The sequence below is a fragment of the Pseudomonas sp. MBLB4123 genome (genome assembly GCF_051904775.1).
Lineage (GTDB): Bacteria > Pseudomonadota > Gammaproteobacteria > Pseudomonadales > Pseudomonadaceae > Aquipseudomonas > Aquipseudomonas benzenivorans_B.
Window position 1 is genome coordinate 4,206,037 of sequence record NZ_CP196711.1, and the last position, 20,408, is coordinate 4,226,444.

Here is a 20,408-nt window from a genome sequence, read left to right on the forward strand (position 1 = left end):
CATCCAGGGGGCGGCTAGCCCAGCATGAACAGCGCGCCGCCGCCGAACTGGGCGGCGAACTGCGCGGCGGGCATGGGCCGGCCGAGCAGGTAGCCCTGCACCTCGTCGCATTCGTGCTGGCGCAAGAAGTCCAGCTGGGCCTGGCTCTCCACCCCCTCGGCGATCACCGCCAGGTTCAGGCTGTGGGCCATGGCGATGATGGCGCGGGCGATCTGCGCATCCTGTTCGCCATCGGGCAGGCCGTCGACGAAGCTGCGGTCGATCTTCAGCACGTCGATGGGGAACTGCTTGAGGTAGTTCAGCGAGCTGTAGCCGGTGCCGAAGTCGTCGATCGCCAGGCACAGGCCCAGACGCTTGAGATCGGCCAGGATGCCCAGGGCACCGGTCACGTCCTGCATCAGGATGCTCTCGGTCAGCTCCAGCTCCAGGCAGGCCGGGGCCACGCCGCTGTCGGCGAGGATCGCGGCGATGCGCCGGTCCAGATCGCCCTCGGCGAACTGCCGGGCCGACAGGTTGACCGACACCTTGGGCACGCGGATCTTCGCCTGGTGCCAGCGCCTGAGCTGGCGACAGGCCTCGGCCAGCACCCAGTCGCCGACCTGCACCACCAGGCCGAGCTCTTCCAGCACCGGGATGAAGTCGTCCGGCGGCACCAGGCCGCGGCGCGGGTGCTGCCAGCGCAGCAGGGCCTCGACCCCGGTCAGGCGCTGGCCGTTGCCGGCGAATTGCGGCTGGTAGTGCAGCACGAACTCGCCCTGTTCGAGGGCGTGGCGCAGATCGCTCTCCAGCTCCAGGCGCTCCAGGGCGCTGGCATTCATGTCGGCCTGGTAGAACTGGAAGTTGTTCTTGCCGCGTTCCTTGGCGTGGTACATGGCGGTGTCGGCGTTCTTCATCAGCTGGCTCAGCTCCTTGCCGTCCTGGGGGCTCAGGGCGATGCCGATGCTGGCGGTGACGAAGAATTCGCGGCCCTCGAGGACGAAGGCCTGGGCCAGGCTGGCGAGGATCTGCTCGGCGACGTGGATCGCCCGGTTCAGGGCGCTCTCGCGGCTGACGGAGGATTGCAGCAGCAGGGTGAACTCGTCGCCGCCCATGCGCGCCACCGTGTCGTCCTCGTCGACGCAGGCGGCCAGGCGCACGGCCACGTCCTTGAGCATGCGGTCGCCGGCGGCGTGGCCGAGGGAGTCGTTGATCGGCTTGAAACGATCGAGGTCGAGGAACATCAGCACCACCCACTCCTGGTGCCGTTCGCCATGCTGCAGGGCGGTGTGCAGGCGGTCCTGGAACAGGGTGCGATTGGGCAGCTGGGTCAGGGCGTCGTAGTAGGCCAGGCGGTGGATGCGCTGCTCGCTGGCCTTGCGCTCGCTGATGTCGCTGAAGAAGCACACGTAGCTGACCAGGTCGCCGTCCTCGTCCTGCACCGCGGTGATGCCGACCCAGGCCGGGAAGGTTTCGCCGTTGCGCCGTTTGAGCCACACCTCGCCCTCCCAGCTGCCGCGCTGGTTGAGCTGGCCGAGGATGTACTCGAGGTGGCTGGCCTGCTGGCGGTCGGCGGTGAGCATGCCCGGCAGCTGGTCGAGCACCTGGGCCGAGGCGTAGCCACTGACGCGGCTGAAGGCCTTGTTGACCTGGACGATATAGCCGGCCGGGTCGGTGACCAGGATCGCCGCGGTGGAGTGCTCGAACACCGTCGCGGCCATGCGCATGTCCTTCTCCGCGCGGCGCTGCTGGGCGATGTCGCGGCCGACCCCGAGCAGCCCCTCGAAGCGACCGTACTGGTCCCACATGGGCACCAGGCGCACCTCCACCGGAACTCTGCGGCCGTCGCCGCGCAGGCAGTCGAACACGAAGAGCTGCGGCTGCAGTTGCTGGCGCAGTTCGGCCATGTGCTGCGGTGTGGCGAGGGCACCGCGTATCTGATCGAGCAGACGGTCCAGGCTCGCCAGCTGCGCCGGGTTGGTGGCCAGGCCGCGGAAGCCGTTGGCCAGCACCCAGTCGGTGGTGTAGCCCAGAACCGCTTGCACCGAGGGGCTGACGTAGTTCAGGCGCAGGCCGCTGTCGGTGGAGAAGATCATGTCGCTGATGCTTTCGGCCAGCAGGCGGTAGCGCTGCTCGTTGTCGCGCAGCGACTCGCTGCTTTCGATCTGTTCGGTGATGTCCTTGGCGATGCCGAGCAGGCGGCTGACGCGTCCGGCCGCGTCGCGCCGCAGGGCCTGCTCGCGGATGCTGAACCAGCGCCAGGCGCCATCCTGGCGGCGCCAGCGCAACTGCGACTCGAGCAACAGGCCGTCGCCCACCACCTGCTGCAGATTGCGGATGCGCCAGTAGTAGTCGCTGTCGTCCGGGTGCAGGATGTGTTCCCAGAAGGCCTCGCCCATGCCGTTCAGTTCGGCCTCGCTGTAGCCCAGCTGCAGGCCCAGGTGGTGGTTGCTGAACAGCACCTTCTTGTTGCTCACATCGTGCACATAGAGGGTGTCCGGCACGGCACGGACCACATCGGACCAGAAGCGCTCGCGCTCGACCAGCGACAGCTCGATGCGCTTGCGGCTGGTGATGTCGCTGAGGCTCAGGGTCACCGCGCGCAGGTCGTCGGGGTTGTCCGGCAGGCGCAGGACCAGCCAGAAGTGGCGCTCCTGGCCCTGCGGCGTGGTGATCTTGAATTCCTGCTCCAGCTGGGCGGCGCCGTCGAGCAGGGCGTTGAGCAATTGCTGGCGGAATCCCTCGGGGCGCAGCGGGCCGCTGTCGATCAGGTGCTGCCAGCCCTGTTCGGCGCAGCTCACGCCGAGCAGACGCAGCGCCACCTGGTTGGTCTCGGTCAGGCGCATGCGCTGCAGCAGTTCGCCATGGCGCTGCGGGTGAGCCTGCAGCCAGCGATTCAGGCTGGCGCGGTCATGCAGGTGCAGCTGCTGCAGGTAGAGTCGAAGCTCGTACAGGTCGAGCACGCACAGTGCCGTGCCGGTGCCCTCGAAGATGTCCTGGTAGCGGCGCCGGGTTTCCTTCAGCACACGGGTGGCCTGCTGTTCCTCGGTGACATCGCGCAGCACCCAGACGAAGCCCTGGCGCCCGCCGTGCTCGCCGAGTTCGCTGCGGCTGATGGCGAACAGCCGGCTCGTGCCGTCCTGCTGGATTTCCACCAGGTCGGGGTCCTGCTCGCCGTGAAAGGCGGTGTCGTGCAGCAGCAGGGGATCGAGATGTGGAATCAGTTCCAGCAGGTGTCGGCCTTGGGCGTCCTGGCTGGTCGTGCCGAACAGGGTCTCGGCCTGGGGATTGAGGTAGGCGAGCCGGCCGTGGCCGTCGCTGACCAGGACGCGCTCCTCGATGGCGCTCAGGGCACTGGCGGCCTGGTGCAGCGAGCGCCGCGAGGTGGCGTTGAGCTCGTGCAGCCGATGCTGCTCGCGCAGCAGGCGGTACAGGGCGAGGAGGGTGAGCAGGGTGCAGAGGCTGAACAGGGCGAACTTGGCCGCCAGCTTCGGCAACAGCTGCGCGCGAACCCTGTGTTCGTTGAATAGCGCCCGTAGCTGCCAGTCGCTGCCTTTGAGCGGGGTCAGCAGGATGCTCTGGGCCTGGTCTTCGGCGGTCACCGGCGGGAGCGTGGCGGGCAAGGGCGACGGTTGTGCCTGATGGCGAGCGATTACCCGCTGCGTCAGGCGGTCCTCCAGCAGCCACTGGTGTTCGCTCTGGTGATGCTCGTAGAGCCACTCGCGCAACGCCGCGGTGCTCAGGCGCAGAGCCCAGTAGCCGCTCGGCCCGCCACCCTCGGCCTGACGCAGGAGCAGGTAGATGCGCTCGCCGCCGCCGGGGCTGAAGCTGTAGTAGTAGGGCTCGCCCTGGCTGCGCCGGACCAGCTGGCCGAGCAGCAGGGCGTCCTCGGCCAGCCCCTGGCTGTCGCTGCGGATGCCGCCGCGAGGGCCGAGCCAGGCCAGGCTGTGCAGCGTCGGGAAGACGGCCCGCAGGTGGTTCAGGACGGCCTCGCGTGCCGCGGTCGAATCGGGGGGCAGGGCAAAGGGGGCGAGAATCGCCAGGCCGGCGCGGGCCTTGAGGTCCATGCTCAGGCCGAGGTGGTTGGCCAGTTGCGCGTTGAAGCTGTGGTTGAGCCGGCGCTGGTTGTCCCGCAGCTGCTGCGACTCCAGGTGCAGTTGCCACAGCAGCAGCGCCAGCATGCCCAGCACCAGGGCCACCAGGGCGCCCTTGACCGAGCCGCGCAGCGGCCTAGGCGGCTCGCCCGTTGCGCTCGGGAGGGGCAGGGGTGGGGCTGTCGACACGGGGCTGATCCTGCTGCTACTGCTCGATGAAGGCAGGCGGGGCTGAGCGCGCATGGCCTGGTACGCACGAAAAGCAGGCTAGCATGCCATAACCTCAGCAAAGTGCCAGTGTAGCCGACGAGCGCGGTTTGCCCTGCTCGGCGCATTCCGGTAGTTTTGCCGCACGCGCGTAGGGGCGGCAGACGTCGCACGCGCAGGACCGCGCGCCTGCCGGACGGTCTGGTTGCCGTCCCTGCCCAGGCCCGATCGGCCGGCGACCTCGCCGCCGAGCACGCTCCCGTTTTCTGTCACAGAACCCAGGTTATCCATGGCTCAATACGTCTACACCATGCATCGGCTGAGCAAAGTAGTGCCGCCGAAGCGGGAAATCCTCAAGAACATCTCCCTGTCCTTCTTCCCCGGCGCCAAGATCGGCGTGCTCGGCCTCAACGGCGCGGGCAAGTCCACCCTGCTGCGCATCATGGCCGGGGTCGACACCGAGTTCGACGGCGAGGCGCGGCCGATGCCCGAGCTGAACGTCGGTTACCTGCCCCAGGAGCCGCAGCTCGACCCGAGCAAGACCGTGCGCGAGGTGGTGGAAGAGGCCGTCAGCCAGATCAAGGACGCCCAGGCGCGCCTGGATCAGGTCTACGCCGCCTACGCCGAGCCGGACGCCGACTTCGACAAGCTGGCCGCCGAGCAGGCCAAGCTGGAGGCCATCCTCCAGGCATCCGACGGCCACAACCTGGAGCGCCAGCTGGAAGTCGCCGCCGACGCCCTGCGCCTGCCGGCCTGGGATGCCAAGGTCGCCGTGCTGTCCGGTGGCGAGAAGCGCCGCGTGGCCCTGTGCCGTCTGCTGCTGTCGGCCCCGGACATGCTGCTGCTGGACGAGCCGACCAACCACCTGGACGCCGACTCGGTGGCCTGGCTGGAGCACTTCCTCCACGACTTCCCCGGTACCGTGGTGGCCATCACCCACGACCGCTACTTCCTCGACAACGTCGCCGGCTGGATTCTCGAACTCGACCGCGGCGCCGGCATCCCCTACGAGGGCAACTATTCCGGCTGGCTGGAGGCCAAGTCGGCTCGCCTGGCCCAGGAATCCAAGCAGCAGTCGGCCCACGAGAAGGCCATGCGCGAGGAACTGGAGTGGGTGCGCAAGGGCGCCAAGGCGCGCCAGGCCAAGTCCAAGGCCCGCCTGCAGCGTTTCGAGGAGATGCAGTCGCAGGAGTTCCAGAAGCGCGCCGAGACCAACGAGATCTACATCCCGGCCGGCCCGCGCCTGGGCGACAAGGTCATCGACTTCATCAACGTGACCAAGGGCTACGGCGACCGCGTGCTGATCGACGACCTGTCGTTCAGCGTGCCCAAGGGCGCGATAGTCGGGGTGATCGGCGGCAACGGCGCCGGCAAGTCGACCCTGTTCCGCATGCTGATGGGCAAGGAGCAGCCGGACTCCGGCCGTATCGAGATCGGCGACACCGTGCAGCTGGCCTGCGTCGACCAGAGCCGCGACGACCTCGACGGCAGCAAGACCGTGTGGGAGGCCGTCTCCGATGGCCTGGACATGATCAAGATCGGCAACTACGAGGTGCCCTCGCGCGGCTACGTCGGACGCTTCAACTTCAAGGGCGGCGACCAGCAGAAATTCGTCAAGGACCTCTCCGGCGGTGAGCGCGGTCGCCTGCACCTGGCCCTGACCCTCAAGGAAGGCGCCAACGTGCTGCTGCTCGACGAGCCGTCCAACGACCTGGACGTGGAAACCCTGCGTTCGCTGGAGGAGGCACTGCTCGACTTCCCCGGCGCGGCCATCGTGATCTCCCACGACCGCTGGTTCCTCGACCGCGTGGCCACCCACATCCTGGCCTACGAGGACGACTCGCACATCGAGTTCTTCGAGGGCAACTACACCGAGTACGAGGCCGACCGCAAGAAGCGCCTCGGCGAGGCCGCCGCCCAGCCGCACCGGGTACGGCACAAGAAGCTGGCGTAAGCCGGGTCTTCAGTACAGAAAAAGCGGAGCCCCAGGGCTCCGTTTTTTCATCTCGCCAGCCGAATCTCAGCCCTTGACGCACACCACCTGGCGCAGGCTGTGCACCACCTCCACCAGCTCGCGCTGGGCCGCCATCACCGCGTCGATGTCCTTGTAGGCCATGGGGATCTCGTCGATCACGTCCTTGTCCTTGCGGCACTCGACATGGGCGGTGGCGCGCAGCTGGTCGGCCAGGCTGAAGGCCTTCTTCGCCTGGGTGCGGCTCATGCTGCGTCCGGCACCGTGGCTGCAGGAGCAGAACGCCTCCGGGTTGCCCAGGCCGCGGACGATGAAGCTCTTGGCGCCCATGGAGCCGGGGATGATGCCCAGTTCGCCCTTCTGCGCCGACAGCGCGCCCTTGCGGGTGACCAGCACCTCCTGGCCGAAGTGACGCTCCTTCTGCACATAGTTGTGGTGGCAGTCGACCGCCTCCAGCTCGGCCGCGAACGGCTTGCCGATCACCCGTCGCGCCGCGTCTATGACGGCCTGCATCATCAGTGCGCGGTTCTGTCGGGCGTAGTCCTGGGCCCAGCCCACGGCCTCGACATAGTCGGCGAAATGCCGGCTGCCCTCGGCGAAGTAGGCCAGGTCCCGGTCCGGCAGGTCGGCCAGGTGCTGGCGCATGTCGGCCTGGGCCAGCTCGATGAACAGCCTGCCGATGGCGTTGCCGACCCCGCGCGAGCCGCTGTGCAGCATGAACCAGACCCGGTCGGCCTCGTCCAGGCAGACCTCGATGAAGTGGTTGCCGCCGCCCAGGGTGCCGAGGTGCTGGCGGTTGTTGCTCTTCTCCAGGCGCGGATGCTTGTCGGTGATGGCCTTGAAGCGTCCGGCCAGGGCGCGCCAGGCCTGGTCGGCGGCGCGCGGCACCTCGTCCCAGGCGCCCTGATCGTGGCGGCCGAAGGTCTTGCCGTGGGGCACGGCCTGCTCGATGGCGCGGCGCAGGCCGTGCAGGTTGTCCGGCAGGTCGCCGGCCACGAGCGAGGTGCGCACGGCGATCATGCCGCAGCCGATGTCCACGCCCACGGCGGCCGGGATGATGGCGCCGAGGGTGGGGATCACGCTGCCGATGGTCGAGCCCTTGCCCAGGTGCACGTCCGGCATCACTGCCAGGTGCTTGAAGATGAAGGGCATCTGCGCGGTCTTCAGCAGTTGCTGGCGCGCCTCTCGCTCGACCGGCACGCCCTGGGTCCAGAGCTTGATCGGCTTGCCTGGGGCGATCTGCAGGACTTCGGCTGTGGATTGTGTCATCGACTTCGATAGGCCTCGGCGAAGTAATGGCCAGTGCGGGGGGGGGGCCGCCCGCTGGCCCTCGGTCCGCGACTCGCACAAGAGCAAGCCTACACCCTTGCGTTGCCTGGGGGCAGGCGCTGGCGGGCGCTGCACCGTGAACAAGATCTCCCCGGCGGTGTGCAAGCCTGGCGTCAGCGTCCACACTTAGACTAGGTGCAAGACGAGGAGTACCCCCATGTCCGCCTTCGATCCCCGCGCGGCACTCGACGCGCTGCTGGCCGAGTACAGTGCACGGGCCAATGCCATTCGCCAGGACCTGGGCCGCAGTCATTCGCCGGATTTCGCCGAGCAGGCCCTGCAGCGGCAGAACGACGAGGTGCTCGAGGCCCTGCTGGCCGAGGCCGAGGCGGCGCTGCGCCAGGTCGGCCTGGCGAAACTGCGGTTGGCCGAGGGCCGCTATGGCGAGTGCCTGCGTTGCGGCGAGACGATCGAGGCGGCACGCCTGCAGGCGCTGCCCGCCGCGGAATATTGTCTGCGCTGCGCCGACCGCAAGTAGGCGACGGATTGGCGGGGCGGCGTATGGCTTGTCGCCGCGGCCCGATACGGCCATGATTTCCCCCAAGCGAGTGCCCCTCTGTTCAAGGATTCCCGATGCCTGATTCCGTTGCTGCCCATCTGCGGCTAGCGCCCGATGCCCTGACCCGTCCCTTTGCCGCCACCCAGTTCAACTTCGCCACCACCGATGATCTCGAGCCCTTCCGTGGCGTGCTGGGCCAGGCGCGGGCGGTCGAGGCCCTGCAGTTCGGCGTGGCCATGCCGCGTCCGGGCTACAACGTGTTCGTCATGGGCGAGCCGGGCACCGGCCGGTTTTCCTTCGCCAAGCGCTACCTGAAGGCCGAGGCCAAGCGCCTGGCCACGCCCTGCGACTGGGTCTACGTCAATCATTTCGACGAACCGCGCGAGCCCCGGGCGCTGGAGCTGGCCGCCGGCAGCGCCGGCGAGTTCATCGCCGACATCAACCAGCTGATCGACAACCTGCTGGCGACCTTCCCGGCGGTGTTCGAGCACCCCTCCTACCAGCAGAAGAAGAGCGTCATCGATCGCGCCTTCAACAAGCGCTACGACCAGGCCCTGGACGTGATCGAGCGCCTGGCCCTGGAGCGCGGCGTGGCGCTGTACCGCGACAGCAGCAACATCGCCTTCACCCCGATGCTCGAGGGCAAGGCCCTCGACGAGGCCGAGTTCGCCCAGCTGCCGGAGGCCGAGCGCGAGCGCTTCCACGCCGATATCGCCGCCCTCGAGGAGCGCCTCAACGAAGAGCTGGCCAGCCTGCCGCAGTGGAAGCGCGAGTCGAGCAACCAGCTGCGCCAGCTCAACGAGGAGACCATCACCCTGGCCCTGCAACCGCTGCTGGCGCCGCTGTCGGAGAAGTACGCGGAGAATGCCGGGGTCTGCGCCTACCTGCAGGCGGTGCAGGTCAACCTGCTGAAGACCGTGGTGGACCAGCTGGTGGAGGTGGAGAAAGTCGACGTGCAGGCGCGCAAGCTGCTCGAGGAGCAGTACTGCCCGAGCCTGGTGGTGGGCCACCACACCGACGGCGGCGCGCCGGTGGTGTTCGAGTCGCACCCGACCTACGACAACCTGTTCGGCCGCATCGAGTACAACACCGACCAGGGCGCGCTCTACACCAGCTACCGCCAGCTGCGCCCGGGCGCCCTGCACCGGGCCAACGGCGGTTTCCTCATTCTCGAGGCGGAGAAGATGCTCGGCGAGCCGTTCGTCTGGGACGCCCTCAAGCGTGCCCTGCATTCGCGCCAGCTGAAGATGGAGTCGCCCCTGGGCGACCTGGGCCGTATCGCCACCGTGACCCTCAACCCGCAGGTCATCCCGCTGCAGGTCAAGGTGGTGATCGTCGGCGCCCGCCAGCTGTACTACGCGCTGCAGGATCACGATCCGGACTTCCAGGAGATGTTCCGCGTGCTGGTCGACTTCGACGAGGACATCCCCCTGGGTGACGAGAGCCTGGAACAGTTCGCCCAGCTGATGAAGACCCGCACCTCGGAGGAGGGCATGGCGCCGCTGACCGCCGCCGCGGTGGCGCGCCTGGCGACCTACAGCGCCCGCCTGGCCGAGCACCAGGGGCGTCTGTCGGCGCGCATCGGCGACCTGTTCCAGCTGGTCAGCGAGGCCGACTTCATCCGCCAGCTGGCCAACGAGCCGGTCACCGACGTCGGCCATATCGAGCGCGCGCTCAAGGCCAAGGCCACCCGCACCGGCCGGGTCTCGGCGCGGATCATCGACGACATGCTGGCCGGCATCATCCTGATCGACACCAGCGGCGCCGCGGTGGGCAAGTGCAACGGCCTGACCGTGCTGGAGGTCGGCGACTCGGCCTTCGGCGTGCCGGCGCGCATCTCCGCCACCGTCTACCCGGGCGGCTCGGGCATCGTCGACATCGAGCGCGAGGTCAACCTGGGTCAGCCGATCCACTCCAAGGGGGTGATGATCCTCACCGGCTACCTGGGCAGTCGCTACGCCCAGGAGTTCCCCCTGGAGATCTCCGCGAGCATCGCCCTGGAGCAGTCCTACGGCTATGTCGACGGCGACAGCGCCTCGCTCGGCGAGGTCTGCACGCTGATCTCGGCGCTGTCGCGCACCCCGCTCAAGCAGTGCTTCGCCATCACCGGCTCGATCAACCAGTTCGGCGAGGTGCAGGCGGTCGGCGGGGTCAACGAGAAGATCGAGGGCTTCTTCCGCCTGTGCGAGGCCCGCGGCCTGACCGGCGAACAGGGGGCGATCATTCCGCACTCCAACGTCACCACCCTGATGCTCGACGACCGCGTGTTGCAGGCGGTGCGGGCCGGTCTGTTCCACATCTATGCGGTGCGCCAGGTCGACGAGGCGCTGAGCCTGCTGGTCGGCGAGGATGCCGGTACGCCGAACGCCGAGGGCCAGTTCCCCGCCGGCAGCGTCAACGCCCGGGTGGTCGAGCGCCTGCGCGAGATCGCCGAGATCGACCTGGGCGAGGACAAGGGCGAGGACAAGGGCGAGGAAGAAGGCGAGGAGGTGAAGGAGGTCGTTGCCGCACCGGCGAAGCAGCGCAAGCCACGGGAGAAGACGCCCGCGGCCTGATCGCAGGCCGGTGACTGGTCGGTCAGTGAGCGCTTTGCCCGCGACGCCGACCCGTCTGGGCTCCGTCGGCTTGCCCACGTTTCGTGCACAGGCTTATCCACAGCGCTCGTGGATAAGCCTGGGATTTCCCTCCGCGGCGCTGCGGGTGTAGGCTGAAGACCTGATCTAGCGAGGGTCGCCGCCATGCCGCGCAACCTCTGCCTCACTCGTCAATGCCTGGGCCTGGTCACCCGTATCGAATGCGTGGTACTGCCTCTGGCCGGTGAGAATGGACTCTGGACGCTGATCTGTGCCGCCGGAATCTCCGGCGAACAACCCTCCGCCATCAAGGCGCAAGGCCCGTTCTACGGGCCTGTGGTGGCCGAAGGGGTGCTCAGTGGAATCGCCGAAAGCCTGGCCGTACAAGGCTACGAGGAATGCACCGAGATCCCTATCTGGCGTCTGCATATTCAGGCCGAGTTGCGCCGCCTGAATGGCGAACGCTGCCGCCATGTGGGGCACTATCAGTTCCGCCCAGAAACCTGATCGGGTCGCTGGTCGTCTTTTGAACTGCCGGCCCCGGCGCCGGTGGTTGCTGGTGCGCGCCGATCGATCCCGTGGCTCTTCACAGCTTTATCCACAGATTGCGGGGATAACCCGGTGGCCTTGTCTGCCCGAGCGTGCTGGGTATACTCGGCCGCAGTTTTTCGCCCCTACCTGTGAGTGCCCATGGAACGCTTTATCGAAAACGCGATGTATGCCTCGCGCTGGCTGCTGGCCCCCATCTACTTCGGCCTGTCGCTGGCCCTGCTGGCGCTGGCGCTGAAGTTCTTCCAGGAAGTCTTCCATATCCTGCCCAGCGTGTTCGCCATGGCCGAGGCGGACCTTATTCTGGTGCTGCTGTCGCTGATCGACATGGCCCTGGTCGGCGGCCTGCTGGTGATGGTGATGATTTCCGGTTACGAGAACTTCGTCTCCCAGCTGGACATCGACGAGGGCAAGGAGAAGCTCAGCTGGCTCGGCAAGATGGACTCCGGCTCGCTGAAGATGAAGGTGGCGGCGTCCATCGTGGCGATCTCCTCGATCCACTTGCTCAAGGTGTTCATGAATGCGCAGAACATCGATAACACCAAGCTGATGTGGTACGTGATCATCCATATGGCCTTCGTGGTCTCGGCCTTCGCCATGGGCTACCTGGACAAGCTGACCAAGCACGATCACTGATCGCCATTCCTCGTTGCGCCTACCGCCTGCACGTTGCAAAACGGACGGGCGGCGTCCTCGCTGCCTTGTGCTTCTCGGCCCTTCTGCAAAGACTGTACGGGTATGGATCTTCTCCGAACCGTCAGTGCGAGGTGGCTTCATGAATCTGCACGACCTATCCACCCATGCCCGTGCCGGGCATGTCGAGGCGTTGAACCTGATCTCCCTGGAGGGGGGTAACTATTACCTGCTGGAGGCGCGCGTAAGCGGCCAGCCCTTCACCCTGGACGATGGACATGGCCAGCTCCTGCACCTGCGCTCGCTGGAGCATGCCCGCGAGGTGCTGCAGCCCTTGCCGCAGCTCCCCCCTTTCCACCTGGTGCAGGCGGCGGTGCATGACGAGATGTGCGGTTTGCCCGAGGAGCCGGGGAGCCCCACCGAGGGTGGCGCGAAACACTGAGGCGCACCGGGCGCGCCGGTAGGGCGACGTGGGCATCTGTGCTAGGCTGGCCGGCCTTTTTAGCCCCAGCGGAGCAGTGTCATGTCCGAACTCAACCTTTCTACTGACGAAACCCGCGTCAGCTACGGCATCGGTCGTCAGCTCGGCGGCCAGCTGCGCGACAACCCGCCGCCGGGCGTGAGCCTCGAGGCCATCCTGGCCGGCCTGAGCGATGCCTTCGCCGGCCAGCCGAGCCGCGTCAGCGAAGCCGAATTGGCGGCCAGCTTCAAGGTCATCCGCGAGGTGATGCAGGCCGAGGCCCAGGCCAAGGCCGAAGCCGCCGCCGGTGCCGGTCGTGCCTTCCTCGCCGAGAACGCCAAACGTGACGGCATCACCGTGCTGCCGTCCGGCCTGCAGTATGAGGTGCTGAGCACTGGCGAAGGTGCGGTGCCGACCCGTGAAGACAGCATTCGTGCCCACTACCACGGCACCCTGATCGACGGCTCGGTGTTCGACAGCTCCTACGAGCGCGGTCAGCCGGCCGAGTTTCCGGTCGGCGGCGTGATCGCCGGCTGGACCGAGGCACTGCAACTGATGAATGCCGGCAGCAAATGGCGCCTGTATGTGCCGAGCGAGCTGGCCTACGGTGCTCAGGGTGTCGGCAGCATTCCGCCGCACAGCGCGCTGATCTTCGACGTCGAGCTGCTGGACGTCCTCTAAGTCCTGTTGTCGAGGGGGCGGAGCTCGCTCCGAGCCCAGCCCGACAGCTTCGTGGCATCGCCTGCGAAGCTGTCGGGCCGACTGTGTCAGGGGCGCAACGCCCGTGCATAGCAGAACAGAAACAGGCTGCGCACCAGCTCCTTGAGCACCAGGGGTTCGGTGCAGCTGAGTTCCTGCAGGTCCAGGTCGCCCTGGTCGCGCAGCTCGCCCAGCGCGTCTTCCTCCAATACCGCACAGACCTCGCCGGTTTCACGGTGCAGGATGCGCAGGTAGGGTTGGGGTCTATCCAGCCAGGCATCGATCAGGTAGGTCATGACTCATCTCCCTCTTGAGTGGTTTGATGAGAATAATTCCTATTACAGTTATAGCAAGTCTTTATTCGTGCATTTCGTCGCGACATAAAAAAGCCCGTCACGGGGACGGGCTCTTGTGGGCGCGGCGGCGTCAGTGCGTGCGGGCGACGGCGAAGCGGCTCAGCTCGATCAGGGCGTCGCGGTACTCGCTGGGGGGCAGGGCATCCAGGCAGGCGATGGCGCGCTCGGCGAAGTCGCGGGCCTTGTGGGCGGTGTAGTCGAGGGCGCCGGCGGCTTCCACGGCGTTGCGGATGCTCTCCAGGTTCTCGATGCCGCCCTTCTGGATGGCCTGGCGCACCAGGGCGGCCTGTTCGGTCGTGCCTTCGCGCATGGTGTAGATCAGCGGCAGGGTCGGCTTGCCCTCGGCCAGGTCGTCGCCGACGTTCTTGCCCAGGGTGGCTGCGTCGCCGCGGTAGTCCAGCAGGTCGTCGACCAGCTGGAAGGCCACGCCCAGGTGATCGCCAAAGGTGCGCAGGGCTTCGGCCTGGGCGTCGCTGGCGCAGGCCAGGGCCGCGGCGCTGTGGGTCGAGGCCTCGAACAGCATGGCGGTCTTGCCGCGGATGACCTCCATATAGGTGTCTTCCGTGGTGCTGGCGTCGCGGATCTTCGACAGCTGCAGCACCTCGCCCTCGGCGATTACCCGGGTGGCCTTGGAGAGGATCTTCATCACCGGCATGGAGCCGAGTTCGACCATCATCTCGAAGGAGCGCGAATAGAGGAAGTCGCCCACCAGTACGCTGGGGGCGTTGCCCCACTGGGCGTTGGCGGTGCTGCGGCCGCGGCGCATGTCGGACATGTCGACCACGTCGTCGTGCAGCAGGGTGGCGGTGTGCAGGAACTCGATGGTGGCGGCGAGCAGGCGCAACTGCTCGTCGTCGCGGCCCAGGGCCTTGCCGCTGAGCAGCACCAGCAAGGGGCGCAGGCGCTTGCCGCCGGCCGAGATGATGTAGTCGCCGATTTTCTCCACCAGCGGTACGCGCGAGACGAGTTGTTGACGGATGATGCCGTCGACGGCGGTGAAGTCGTCCGCCACCACGCGGTAGAAAGCCTGGGGTTGCATCGGCGACAAGTGCTCCTCTAAGGTTGCGCGGCATGCTAGGGGCCGGGGTGGGGGCTGTCAAGGCAAGTGCCCGGGGTGCTTGCGCGGCGCCCGGGGCTTGCGTACAATCGCGCACCCTGAACTTCCCCCTGGGCATTTCCCTGCCTTACGCAATTGCAAGGGCGTCCTTCCGGCCCCGAGCAGCCATGCCAGCCGATGACCATACCTATAAAGCGCTGGGTGAGCAGGATTAACGGAGATTTACCATGTACGCAGTGATTGTTACTGGTGGCAAGCAATACAAGGTCACCGAAGGCGAATTCCTCAAGATCGAGAAGCTCGAAGTCGCCACTGGCGAGGCCGTGACTTTCGATCGCGTGTTGCTGATCGGCAATGGCGAAGACGTGAAGATCGGTGCTCCGGTCGTAGACGGCGCCAAGGTTGTAGCCGAAGTCGTTTCGCAGGGCCGTCACGACAAGGTTCGCATCATTAAGTTCCGTCGTCGTAAGCACCACATGAAGCGTCAGGGCCACCGTCAGTGGTTCACTGAGATCAAAATCACCGGTATTCAGGCCTGATTCGTTTCGGCCTAATCCCTTAATAGGAGTATTGAACTCATGGCACACAAAAAAGCTGGCGGTAGTACCCGCAACGGTCGCGACTCAGAAGCCAAACGCCTTGGCGTGAAGATGTACGGCGGCCAGGCCATCAAGGCCGGCAACATCATCGTGCGTCAGCGCGGCACCCAGTTCCACGCCGGTTACGGCGTCGGCATGGGTAAGGATCACACCCTCTTCGCCAAGATCGAAGGTGTGCTCAAGTTCGAAGTAAAGGGCGCGTTCAACCGCCGTTACGTGAGCGTCGTCGCGGCTTAATCGCGAGGCTGCTGGAAGAGCCCTGTCCTTGCGACGGGGCTTTTTTGTTTCTGTATCCTAGGGGTTCTTGCCCGATGACCCGGGTTGCCGCGCTCGAGCGCGGGGTCATCCGGCAAGAGCCTGGTGTTCTTAGATTCTGTTGACCCGCAGTGTTGCGGGAGGCGTACCCATGAAATTCGTCGATGAAGTATCGATTTACGTAAAGGCCGGTGACGGTGGCAACGGCATGATGAGCTTCCGTCGTGAGAAGTTCATCGAGAAGGGCGGGCCCAACGGTGGCGACGGTGGCGACGGCGGCTCGGTGTATATCGAGGCCGACGCGAACCTCAATACCCTGGTGGATTACCGCTATACCCGGCGTTTTAATGCGCAGAACGGCGAGAAGGGTGGCAGCACCGATTGTACCGGGCGCAAGGGTGACGACCTGATCCTGCCGGTGCCGGTCGGCACCACGGTGATCGATTCGGCGACCCAGGAGGTGATCGGCGACCTGACCAAGGCGGGGCAGCGTCTGCTGGTCGCCCAGGGTGGCTGGCATGGTCTGGGCAATACCCGTTTCAAGTCCAGCACCAACCGCGCGCCGCGTCAGACCACGCCGGGCAAGCCGGGCGATGCCCGCGACCTCAAGCTGGAGCTCAAGGTGCTGGCGGACGTCGGCCTGCTGGGCCTACCGAATGCCGGCAAGAGCACCTTCATTCGTGCGGTGTCAGCAGCCAAGCCGAAGGTAGCCGACTATCCCTTCACCACCCTGGTGCCGAATCTCGGGGTGGTCAGCGTCGATCGCTACAAGAGCTTCGTGGTGGCCGACATTCCGGGCTTGATCGAGGGGGCCTCCGAGGGGGCCGGGCTGGGGATTCGCTTCCTCAAGCACCTGGCGCGTACTCGCCTGTTGTTGCATCTGGTGGACATGGCGCCGCTGGATCTGAGTGATCCGGCCGAGGCGGCGGTGACCATAGTCGAGGAGTTGACCAAGTTCAGCCCGGCATTGGCCGATCGCGACCGCTGGTTGGTGTTGAACAAGGCCGACCAGATGCTCGAGGAAGAGCGCGAGGCGCGTGTCGCCGAGGTGGTGGCGCGGCTGGACTGGCAGGGGCCGGTCTATGTGGTCTCTGCTCTGGCCCATGAGGGTACCGAGCGCCTCTGTCAGGACATCATGAATTACCTGGAGGAGCGCGCCGAGCGTGCTGCGGAGAATCCGGAGTTCGCCGCCGAACTGGCCGAGCTGGATCAGCGCATCGAGGACGAGGCGCGCGCCCGTCTGCAGGCGCTGGACGATCAGCGTGCGCTGCGTCGGGCCGGGGTCAAGAGTGTCGATGATGTCGACGAGGATGATTTCGACGACGAAGATGACGAGGATGGCCCGGAAATTATCTACGTCCGGGATTAAGCAAGTTTTCAGCGCCGCTTAATAGCGGCGTTTTTGTAACGGCTGAGCGAGCGCTGTCTGGCTAAGGTTGGAAGATCATGCGTGACAAGGTGACCGGCGCGCGGCGCTGGGTGGTGAAAATCGGTAGCGCGTTGCTGACCGCCGACGGGCGCGGCCTGGACCGGGCGGCGATGGCGGTGTGGGTCAAGCAGATGGTGGTGCTGCGCGAGCAGGGTGTCGAGCTGGTGCTGGTGTCCTCCGGTGCGGTGGCGGCGGGTATGAGTCGCTTGGGATGGAATGCCCGGCCGAGTGCCATGCACGAATTGCAGGCGGCGGCCGCCATCGGTCAGATGGTGCTGATCCAGGCCTGGGAGTCGAGCTTTGCCGAGCATGGTCGGCACACGGCGCAGATCCTCCTGACCCATGACGACCTGTCAGACCGCAAGCGCTACCTGAATGCCCGCAGCACGCTGCGTACCCTGGTGCAGTTGGATGTGGTGCCGGTGATCAACGAGAACGACACGGTGGTCACCGATGAGATCCGCTTCGGCGACAACGACACCCTGGCGGCGCTGGTGGCCAATCTGGTCGAGGCCGACCTGTTGGTCATTCTCACTGATCGGGATGGCATGTATGACGCCGATCCGCGGCACAATCCCGGCGCGGCGCTGATCAACGAGGCGCGCGCCGACGATCCGGCGCTGGATGCCGTGGCGGGTGGCGTGGGTGGTGCGCTGGGGCGTGGCGGCATGCAGACCAAGCTGCGCGCGGCGCGTCTGGCGGCGCGTTCCGGTGCGCATACCGTCATCGCGGGAGGAGCGATCGAGCAGGTGCTGGTGCGGCTCAGGGCGGGCGAACAGTTGGGCACGTTGTTGGCGCCGGAGCGTGGTCTGTTGGCCGCGCGCAAGCAGTGGTTGGCCGGGCATCTGCAGACCCGTGGCACCCTGGTGCTGGATGCGGGGGCGGTCAAGGCGTTGACCAAGGATCGCAAGAGTCTGCTGCCGGTCGGGGTCAAGGTGGTGCAGGGTAGCTTCCGTCGCGGCGAGATGGTGGTGTGCGTCGATCTCGAGGGGCGTGAGGTGGCGCGCGGGCTGGCCAACTACAGCGCGCTGGAGGCGCAGAAGATCATCGGTCAGTCGTCGGATGCCATCCAGCGGCTGCTGGGTTATGTCGATGAGCCCGAGTTGGTGCATCGGGATAATCTGGTTCTGGTGTGAGGGGAAAGTGCATGGCGAGAAACTTGTTGGCGGCGTTGTCGATGCTGCCCGTGCTGGTCTCGGCCGAGGAGATCGGCGAGGTCTCCACGGTGTTCAAGCTGCTGGGGCCGAACGACAAGATAGTGGTCGAGGCGTTCGATGATCCCAAGGTGGAGGGAGTGACCTGCTACCTGTCGCGGGCCAAGACCGGTGGGGTGAAGGGAGGGCTGGGGTTGGCCGAGGATCGGGCCGAGGCCTCGATCGCCTGTCGTCAGGTCGGGCCGGTGCGCTTCAGGTCCGAGCTGAAAGAGGGGGAGGAGGTGTTTCGCGAGCGCACCTCCCTGGTGTTCAAGACCATGCAGGTGGTGCGGTTCTTCGATGAGAGGCGCAATACCCTGGTCTATCTGGTGTACAGCGACCGGGTGATAGAGGGCAGTCCGCAGAATGCGGTGACGGCTATCCCTATCCTGCCCTGGCCGCAGCGGCCCTGAGCGTGAGTGGAAAAAAGGCCCGAACCGAGTTCGGGCTTTTTTCTTGGCAATAAAAAACCGGCCCTGGGGCCGGTTTTTCAAGAACAGACAGCTTAGGCTGCTGCAGCTTCGCCGAGCGCCTTGATGTGGGCGTTCAGGCGGCCTTTGTGGCGGGCTGCTTTGTTCTTATGGATGATGCCCTTGTCGGCCATGCGGTCGATGACCGGAACGGCCAGGGTGTAAGCGGTCTTGGCCTGCTCGAGGTCTTTGGCGTCGATAGCCTTGACCACGTTCTTGATGTAGGTGCGGACCATGGAGCGCAGGCTGGCGTTATGGCTACGACGCTTCTCAGCCTGTTTGGCGCGTTTTTTGGCAGAAGGTGTATTGGCCACCGTCAAGCTCCTCGAAAACTGGGGGGTTACAAACAAATAAGGCCGCGAATCATGCCGACCCGATGGGCGCCTGTCAAGCCTGTTGGCGTTCGTCCCTGCTGGCCTGACCAGTGGCAGGTCGCTACACTCGTCGCCTTCGTGCGCCGGTGAAGCATCCGCTGGCGTGCCCGCTCGCGGAAGTCGAATTATTACATGAATCTGCTCAAGTCGCTGGCCGCCGTCAGCTCGTTGACCATGCTCTCCCGCGTGCTGGGATTCGTGCGAGATACCATCATCGCGCGCATCTTCGGCGCCAGCGTGGCCTCGGACGCCTTCGTGGTGGCCTTCAAGCTGCCCAATCTGTTGCGCCGGATCTTCGCCGAGGGGGCCTTCTCCCAGGCCTTCGTGCCGATCCTGGCGGAGTACAAGACCCAGCAGGGCGAGGAGGCGACTCGCACCTTCGTCGCCTACGTGAGCGGCCTGCTGACCCTGGTGCTGGCCCTGGTCACCCTGCTCGGCATTCTGCTCGCACCCTGGATCGTCTGGATTTCCGCCCCGGGTTTCGCCGATGAGCCCGATCGCTTCGCCCTGACCACGGACCTGTTGCGGGTCACCTTCCCCTATATATTGCTGATCTCCCTGTCGTCCCTGGCCGGCGCGGTGCTCAACACCTGGAACCGCTTCTCGGTGCCGGCCTTCGTGCCGACGCTGCTGAACGTCAGCATGATCGTCTTCGCCCTGTGGCTGGCGCCCTATTTCGATCCGCCGATCATGGCCCTGGGTTGGGCCGTGCTGGTCGGCGGTCTGTTGCAGCTGCTTTACCAGCTGCCGCACCTGAAGAAGGTCGGCATGCTGGTGCTGCCGCGGCTGAATCTCAAGGACATGGGGGTGTGGCGGGTGCTCAGGCAGATGGGGCCGGCCATCTTCGGGGTGTCGGTCAGCCAGATCTCGCTGATCATCAACACCGTCTTCGCCTCCTTCCTGGTCGCCGGCTCGGTGTCCTGGATGTATTACGCCGACCGCCTGATGGAGTTGCCGGCCGGCGTACTCGGGGTGGCGCTGGGTACCATACTGTTGCCGGCCCTGTCGAAGACCCATGCCAGTGCCGATCGCCAGGAATACTCGCGGCTGCTCGACTGGGGGTTGCGTCTGTCCTTCCTGCTGGCGCTGCCCAGTGCGGTGGCCCTGGCCGTGCTGGCCGAGCCCCTGACGGTTTCCCTGTTCCAGTACGGCAAGTTCGCCGCTCACGATGCGCTGATGACTCAGCGCGCCCTGATCGCCTACTCCGTCGGCCTGCTCGGCATCATCCTGGTGAAGATTCTCGCCCCGGGCTTCTATGCCCGGCAGAACATCCGCACGCCGGTGCGCATCGCGGTGGTGACGTTGATCGCCACCCAGCTGATGAACCTGGCGTTGATCGGGCCGCTGGCCCATGCCGGGCTGGCCCTGGCCATCGGCCTGGGCGCCTGCCTGAATGCCGGGCTGCTGTATTGGCAGCTGCGCAAGGGCGATTATTTCCAGCCACAGCCGGGCTGGGGGCTGTTTCTCGGCAAGCTGCTGCTGGCAGTGGCGGCCATGGGCGCGGTGTTGCTGGCGGCCATGCATTTCATGCCGGCCTGGAGCGAGGGCAACATGCCGTTGCGTCTGTTGCGCCTGGGGGGGCTGGTGCTGGCCGGCCTGGCGAGCTATTTCGCCATGCTGCTGCTGCTCGGTTTCCGCTTGCGCGACTTCGCCCGCAGGGCGTTACATTGATTGCCGATGGCCT

General features: G+C 66.2%; 18 protein-coding genes. 13 read left to right on the forward strand and 5 right to left on the reverse strand.

Annotated elements, in window-relative coordinates; all coding sequences use genetic code 11:
• Positions 1–14 precede the first annotated feature (14 nt).
• Positions 15–4,157, reverse strand: coding sequence for a sensor domain-containing protein (locus ACSX1C_RS19515; protein ID WP_439889445.1), 4,143 nt, complete (start codon positions 4,155–4,157; stop codon positions 15–17).
• A 409-nt stretch (positions 4,158–4,566) separates the two neighbouring features.
• On the opposite strand from ACSX1C_RS19515, the gene ettA reads away from it, so the two are divergent.
• Positions 4,567–6,231: an energy-dependent translational throttle protein EttA gene (gene ettA, locus ACSX1C_RS19520; RefSeq protein WP_439887498.1), complete on the forward strand. Its 1,665-nt coding sequence runs from the start codon at positions 4,567–4,569 to the stop codon at positions 6,229–6,231.
• 66 nt (positions 6,232–6,297) lie between these two features.
• Here ettA and ACSX1C_RS19525 read toward each other — a convergent pair whose 3' ends face one another.
• Positions 6,298–7,518: an RtcB family protein gene (locus tag ACSX1C_RS19525; RefSeq protein WP_439887499.1), complete on the reverse strand. Its 1,221-nt coding sequence runs from the start codon at positions 7,516–7,518 to the stop codon at positions 6,298–6,300.
• Positions 7,519–7,735: 217 nt separating this feature from the next.
• Here ACSX1C_RS19525 and ACSX1C_RS19530 point away from each other — a divergent pair, with 217 nt between their 5' ends.
• The 6 genes from ACSX1C_RS19530 to ACSX1C_RS19555 all read left to right on the forward strand — a co-directional run bounded on the left by ACSX1C_RS19530 (position 7,736) and on the right by ACSX1C_RS19555 (position 12,973).
• A complete protein-coding gene (locus ACSX1C_RS19530) occupies positions 7,736–8,056 on the forward strand; it encodes a TraR/DksA family transcriptional regulator (RefSeq protein ID WP_439887500.1) in 321 nt (106 codons plus the stop codon).
• 95 nt (positions 8,057–8,151) lie between these two features.
• Complete coding sequence (locus ACSX1C_RS19535; RefSeq protein WP_439887501.1) at positions 8,152–10,632, forward strand: Lon protease family protein; 2,481 nt, start codon at positions 8,152–8,154, stop codon at positions 10,630–10,632.
• Between the two features lie 183 nt (positions 10,633–10,815).
• Complete coding sequence (locus ACSX1C_RS19540; protein WP_318643525.1) at positions 10,816–11,157, forward strand: PA4575 family protein; 342 nt, start codon at positions 10,816–10,818, stop codon at positions 11,155–11,157.
• Positions 11,158–11,340: 183 nt separating this feature from the next.
• On the forward strand, positions 11,341–11,835 hold the full coding sequence (locus ACSX1C_RS19545) for a TIGR00645 family protein (protein ID WP_213641316.1): 495 nt from the start codon (positions 11,341–11,343) through the stop codon (positions 11,833–11,835).
• A 139-nt stretch (positions 11,836–11,974) separates the two neighbouring features.
• Positions 11,975–12,274: a DUF6482 family protein gene (locus tag ACSX1C_RS19550; RefSeq protein WP_439887502.1), complete on the forward strand. Its 300-nt coding sequence runs from the start codon at positions 11,975–11,977 to the stop codon at positions 12,272–12,274.
• 81 nt (positions 12,275–12,355) lie between these two features.
• Positions 12,356–12,973: an FKBP-type peptidyl-prolyl cis-trans isomerase gene (locus ACSX1C_RS19555; protein WP_318643520.1), complete on the forward strand. Its 618-nt coding sequence runs from the start codon at positions 12,356–12,358 to the stop codon at positions 12,971–12,973.
• 86 nt (positions 12,974–13,059) lie between these two features.
• Here ACSX1C_RS19555 and ACSX1C_RS19560 read toward each other — a convergent pair whose 3' ends face one another.
• On the reverse strand, positions 13,060–13,287 hold the full coding sequence (locus ACSX1C_RS19560; RefSeq protein WP_318643518.1) for a PA4570 family protein: 228 nt from the start codon (positions 13,285–13,287) through the stop codon (positions 13,060–13,062).
• A gap of 130 nt (positions 13,288–13,417) precedes the next feature.
• On the reverse strand, positions 13,418–14,386 hold the full coding sequence (locus ACSX1C_RS19565) for a polyprenyl synthetase family protein (protein ID WP_439887503.1): 969 nt from the start codon (positions 14,384–14,386) through the stop codon (positions 13,418–13,420).
• 245 nt (positions 14,387–14,631) lie between these two features.
• On the opposite strand from ACSX1C_RS19565, the gene rplU reads away from it, so the two are divergent.
• The 5 genes from rplU (at position 14,632) to ACSX1C_RS19590 (ending at position 18,293) form a co-directional block, all read left to right on the forward strand.
• Positions 14,632–14,943: a 50S ribosomal protein L21 gene (gene rplU, locus ACSX1C_RS19570; protein WP_318643514.1), complete on the forward strand. Its 312-nt coding sequence runs from the start codon at positions 14,632–14,634 to the stop codon at positions 14,941–14,943.
• A gap of 39 nt (positions 14,944–14,982) precedes the next feature.
• Positions 14,983–15,240, forward strand: a complete 258-nt coding sequence (rpmA, locus tag ACSX1C_RS19575) for a 50S ribosomal protein L27 (protein ID WP_318643512.1) — start codon at positions 14,983–14,985, stop codon at positions 15,238–15,240.
• 169 nt (positions 15,241–15,409) lie between these two features.
• On the forward strand, positions 15,410–16,627 hold the full coding sequence (gene cgtA, locus ACSX1C_RS19580; RefSeq protein WP_439887504.1) for an Obg family GTPase CgtA: 1,218 nt from the start codon (positions 15,410–15,412) through the stop codon (positions 16,625–16,627).
• Between the two features lie 77 nt (positions 16,628–16,704).
• A complete protein-coding gene (proB, locus tag ACSX1C_RS19585) occupies positions 16,705–17,823 on the forward strand; it encodes a glutamate 5-kinase (RefSeq protein ID WP_439887505.1) in 1,119 nt (372 codons plus the stop codon).
• Positions 17,824–17,834: 11 nt separating this feature from the next.
• Positions 17,835–18,293 (forward strand): CreA family protein, encoded by a 459-nt coding sequence (locus ACSX1C_RS19590; protein WP_439887506.1) that lies wholly within the window; start codon positions 17,835–17,837, stop codon positions 18,291–18,293.
• Positions 18,294–18,385: 92 nt separating this feature from the next.
• On the opposite strand, the gene rpsT is transcribed toward ACSX1C_RS19590, so the two are convergent.
• The gene (gene rpsT, locus ACSX1C_RS19595) at positions 18,386–18,664 is read right to left on the reverse strand and encodes a 30S ribosomal protein S20 (protein ID WP_213641307.1); all 279 of its coding nucleotides are present in this window, start codon (positions 18,662–18,664) and stop codon (positions 18,386–18,388) included.
• A 192-nt stretch (positions 18,665–18,856) separates the two neighbouring features.
• Between rpsT and murJ the strand changes: the two genes are divergently transcribed.
• The gene (murJ, locus tag ACSX1C_RS19600) at positions 18,857–20,395 is read left to right on the forward strand and encodes a murein biosynthesis integral membrane protein MurJ (protein ID WP_439887507.1); all 1,539 of its coding nucleotides are present in this window, start codon (positions 18,857–18,859) and stop codon (positions 20,393–20,395) included.
• The last annotated feature ends 13 nt before the right edge of the window (positions 20,396–20,408 follow it).

What these genes read in the sequence shown, in the direction of transcription:
- rpmA (WP_318643512.1), top strand. Translation starts at nt 14,983, where the DNA reads ATGGCACACAAAAAAGCTGGCGGTAGTACCCGCAACGGTCGCGACTCA.
- ACSX1C_RS19515 (WP_439889445.1), bottom strand. Translation starts at nt 4,157, where the DNA reads ATGCTGGCGCTGCTGCTGTGGCAACTGCACCTGGAGTCGCAGCAGCTG.
- ACSX1C_RS19590 (WP_439887506.1), top strand. Translation starts at nt 17,835, where the DNA reads ATGGCGAGAAACTTGTTGGCGGCGTTGTCGATGCTGCCCGTGCTGGTC.
- cgtA (WP_439887504.1), top strand. Translation starts at nt 15,410, where the DNA reads ATGAAATTCGTCGATGAAGTATCGATTTACGTAAAGGCCGGTGACGGT.
- ACSX1C_RS19545 (WP_213641316.1), top strand. Translation starts at nt 11,341, where the DNA reads ATGGAACGCTTTATCGAAAACGCGATGTATGCCTCGCGCTGGCTGCTG.
- ACSX1C_RS19535 (WP_439887501.1), top strand. Translation starts at nt 8,152, where the DNA reads ATGCCTGATTCCGTTGCTGCCCATCTGCGGCTAGCGCCCGATGCCCTG.
- ettA (WP_439887498.1), top strand. Translation starts at nt 4,567, where the DNA reads ATGGCTCAATACGTCTACACCATGCATCGGCTGAGCAAAGTAGTGCCG.
- ACSX1C_RS19565 (WP_439887503.1), bottom strand. Translation starts at nt 14,386, where the DNA reads ATGCAACCCCAGGCTTTCTACCGCGTGGTGGCGGACGACTTCACCGCC.
- murJ (WP_439887507.1), top strand. Translation starts at nt 18,857, where the DNA reads ATGAATCTGCTCAAGTCGCTGGCCGCCGTCAGCTCGTTGACCATGCTC.
- ACSX1C_RS19525 (WP_439887499.1), bottom strand. Translation starts at nt 7,518, where the DNA reads ATGACACAATCCACAGCCGAAGTCCTGCAGATCGCCCCAGGCAAGCCG.
- ACSX1C_RS19530 (WP_439887500.1), top strand. Translation starts at nt 7,736, where the DNA reads ATGTCCGCCTTCGATCCCCGCGCGGCACTCGACGCGCTGCTGGCCGAG.
- rplU (WP_318643514.1), top strand. Translation starts at nt 14,632, where the DNA reads ATGTACGCAGTGATTGTTACTGGTGGCAAGCAATACAAGGTCACCGAA.
- ACSX1C_RS19550 (WP_439887502.1), top strand. Translation starts at nt 11,975, where the DNA reads ATGAATCTGCACGACCTATCCACCCATGCCCGTGCCGGGCATGTCGAG.
- ACSX1C_RS19560 (WP_318643518.1), bottom strand. Translation starts at nt 13,287, where the DNA reads ATGACCTACCTGATCGATGCCTGGCTGGATAGACCCCAACCCTACCTG.
- ACSX1C_RS19555 (WP_318643520.1), top strand. Translation starts at nt 12,356, where the DNA reads ATGTCCGAACTCAACCTTTCTACTGACGAAACCCGCGTCAGCTACGGC.
- proB (WP_439887505.1), top strand. Translation starts at nt 16,705, where the DNA reads ATGCGTGACAAGGTGACCGGCGCGCGGCGCTGGGTGGTGAAAATCGGT.
- ACSX1C_RS19540 (WP_318643525.1), top strand. Translation starts at nt 10,816, where the DNA reads ATGCCGCGCAACCTCTGCCTCACTCGTCAATGCCTGGGCCTGGTCACC.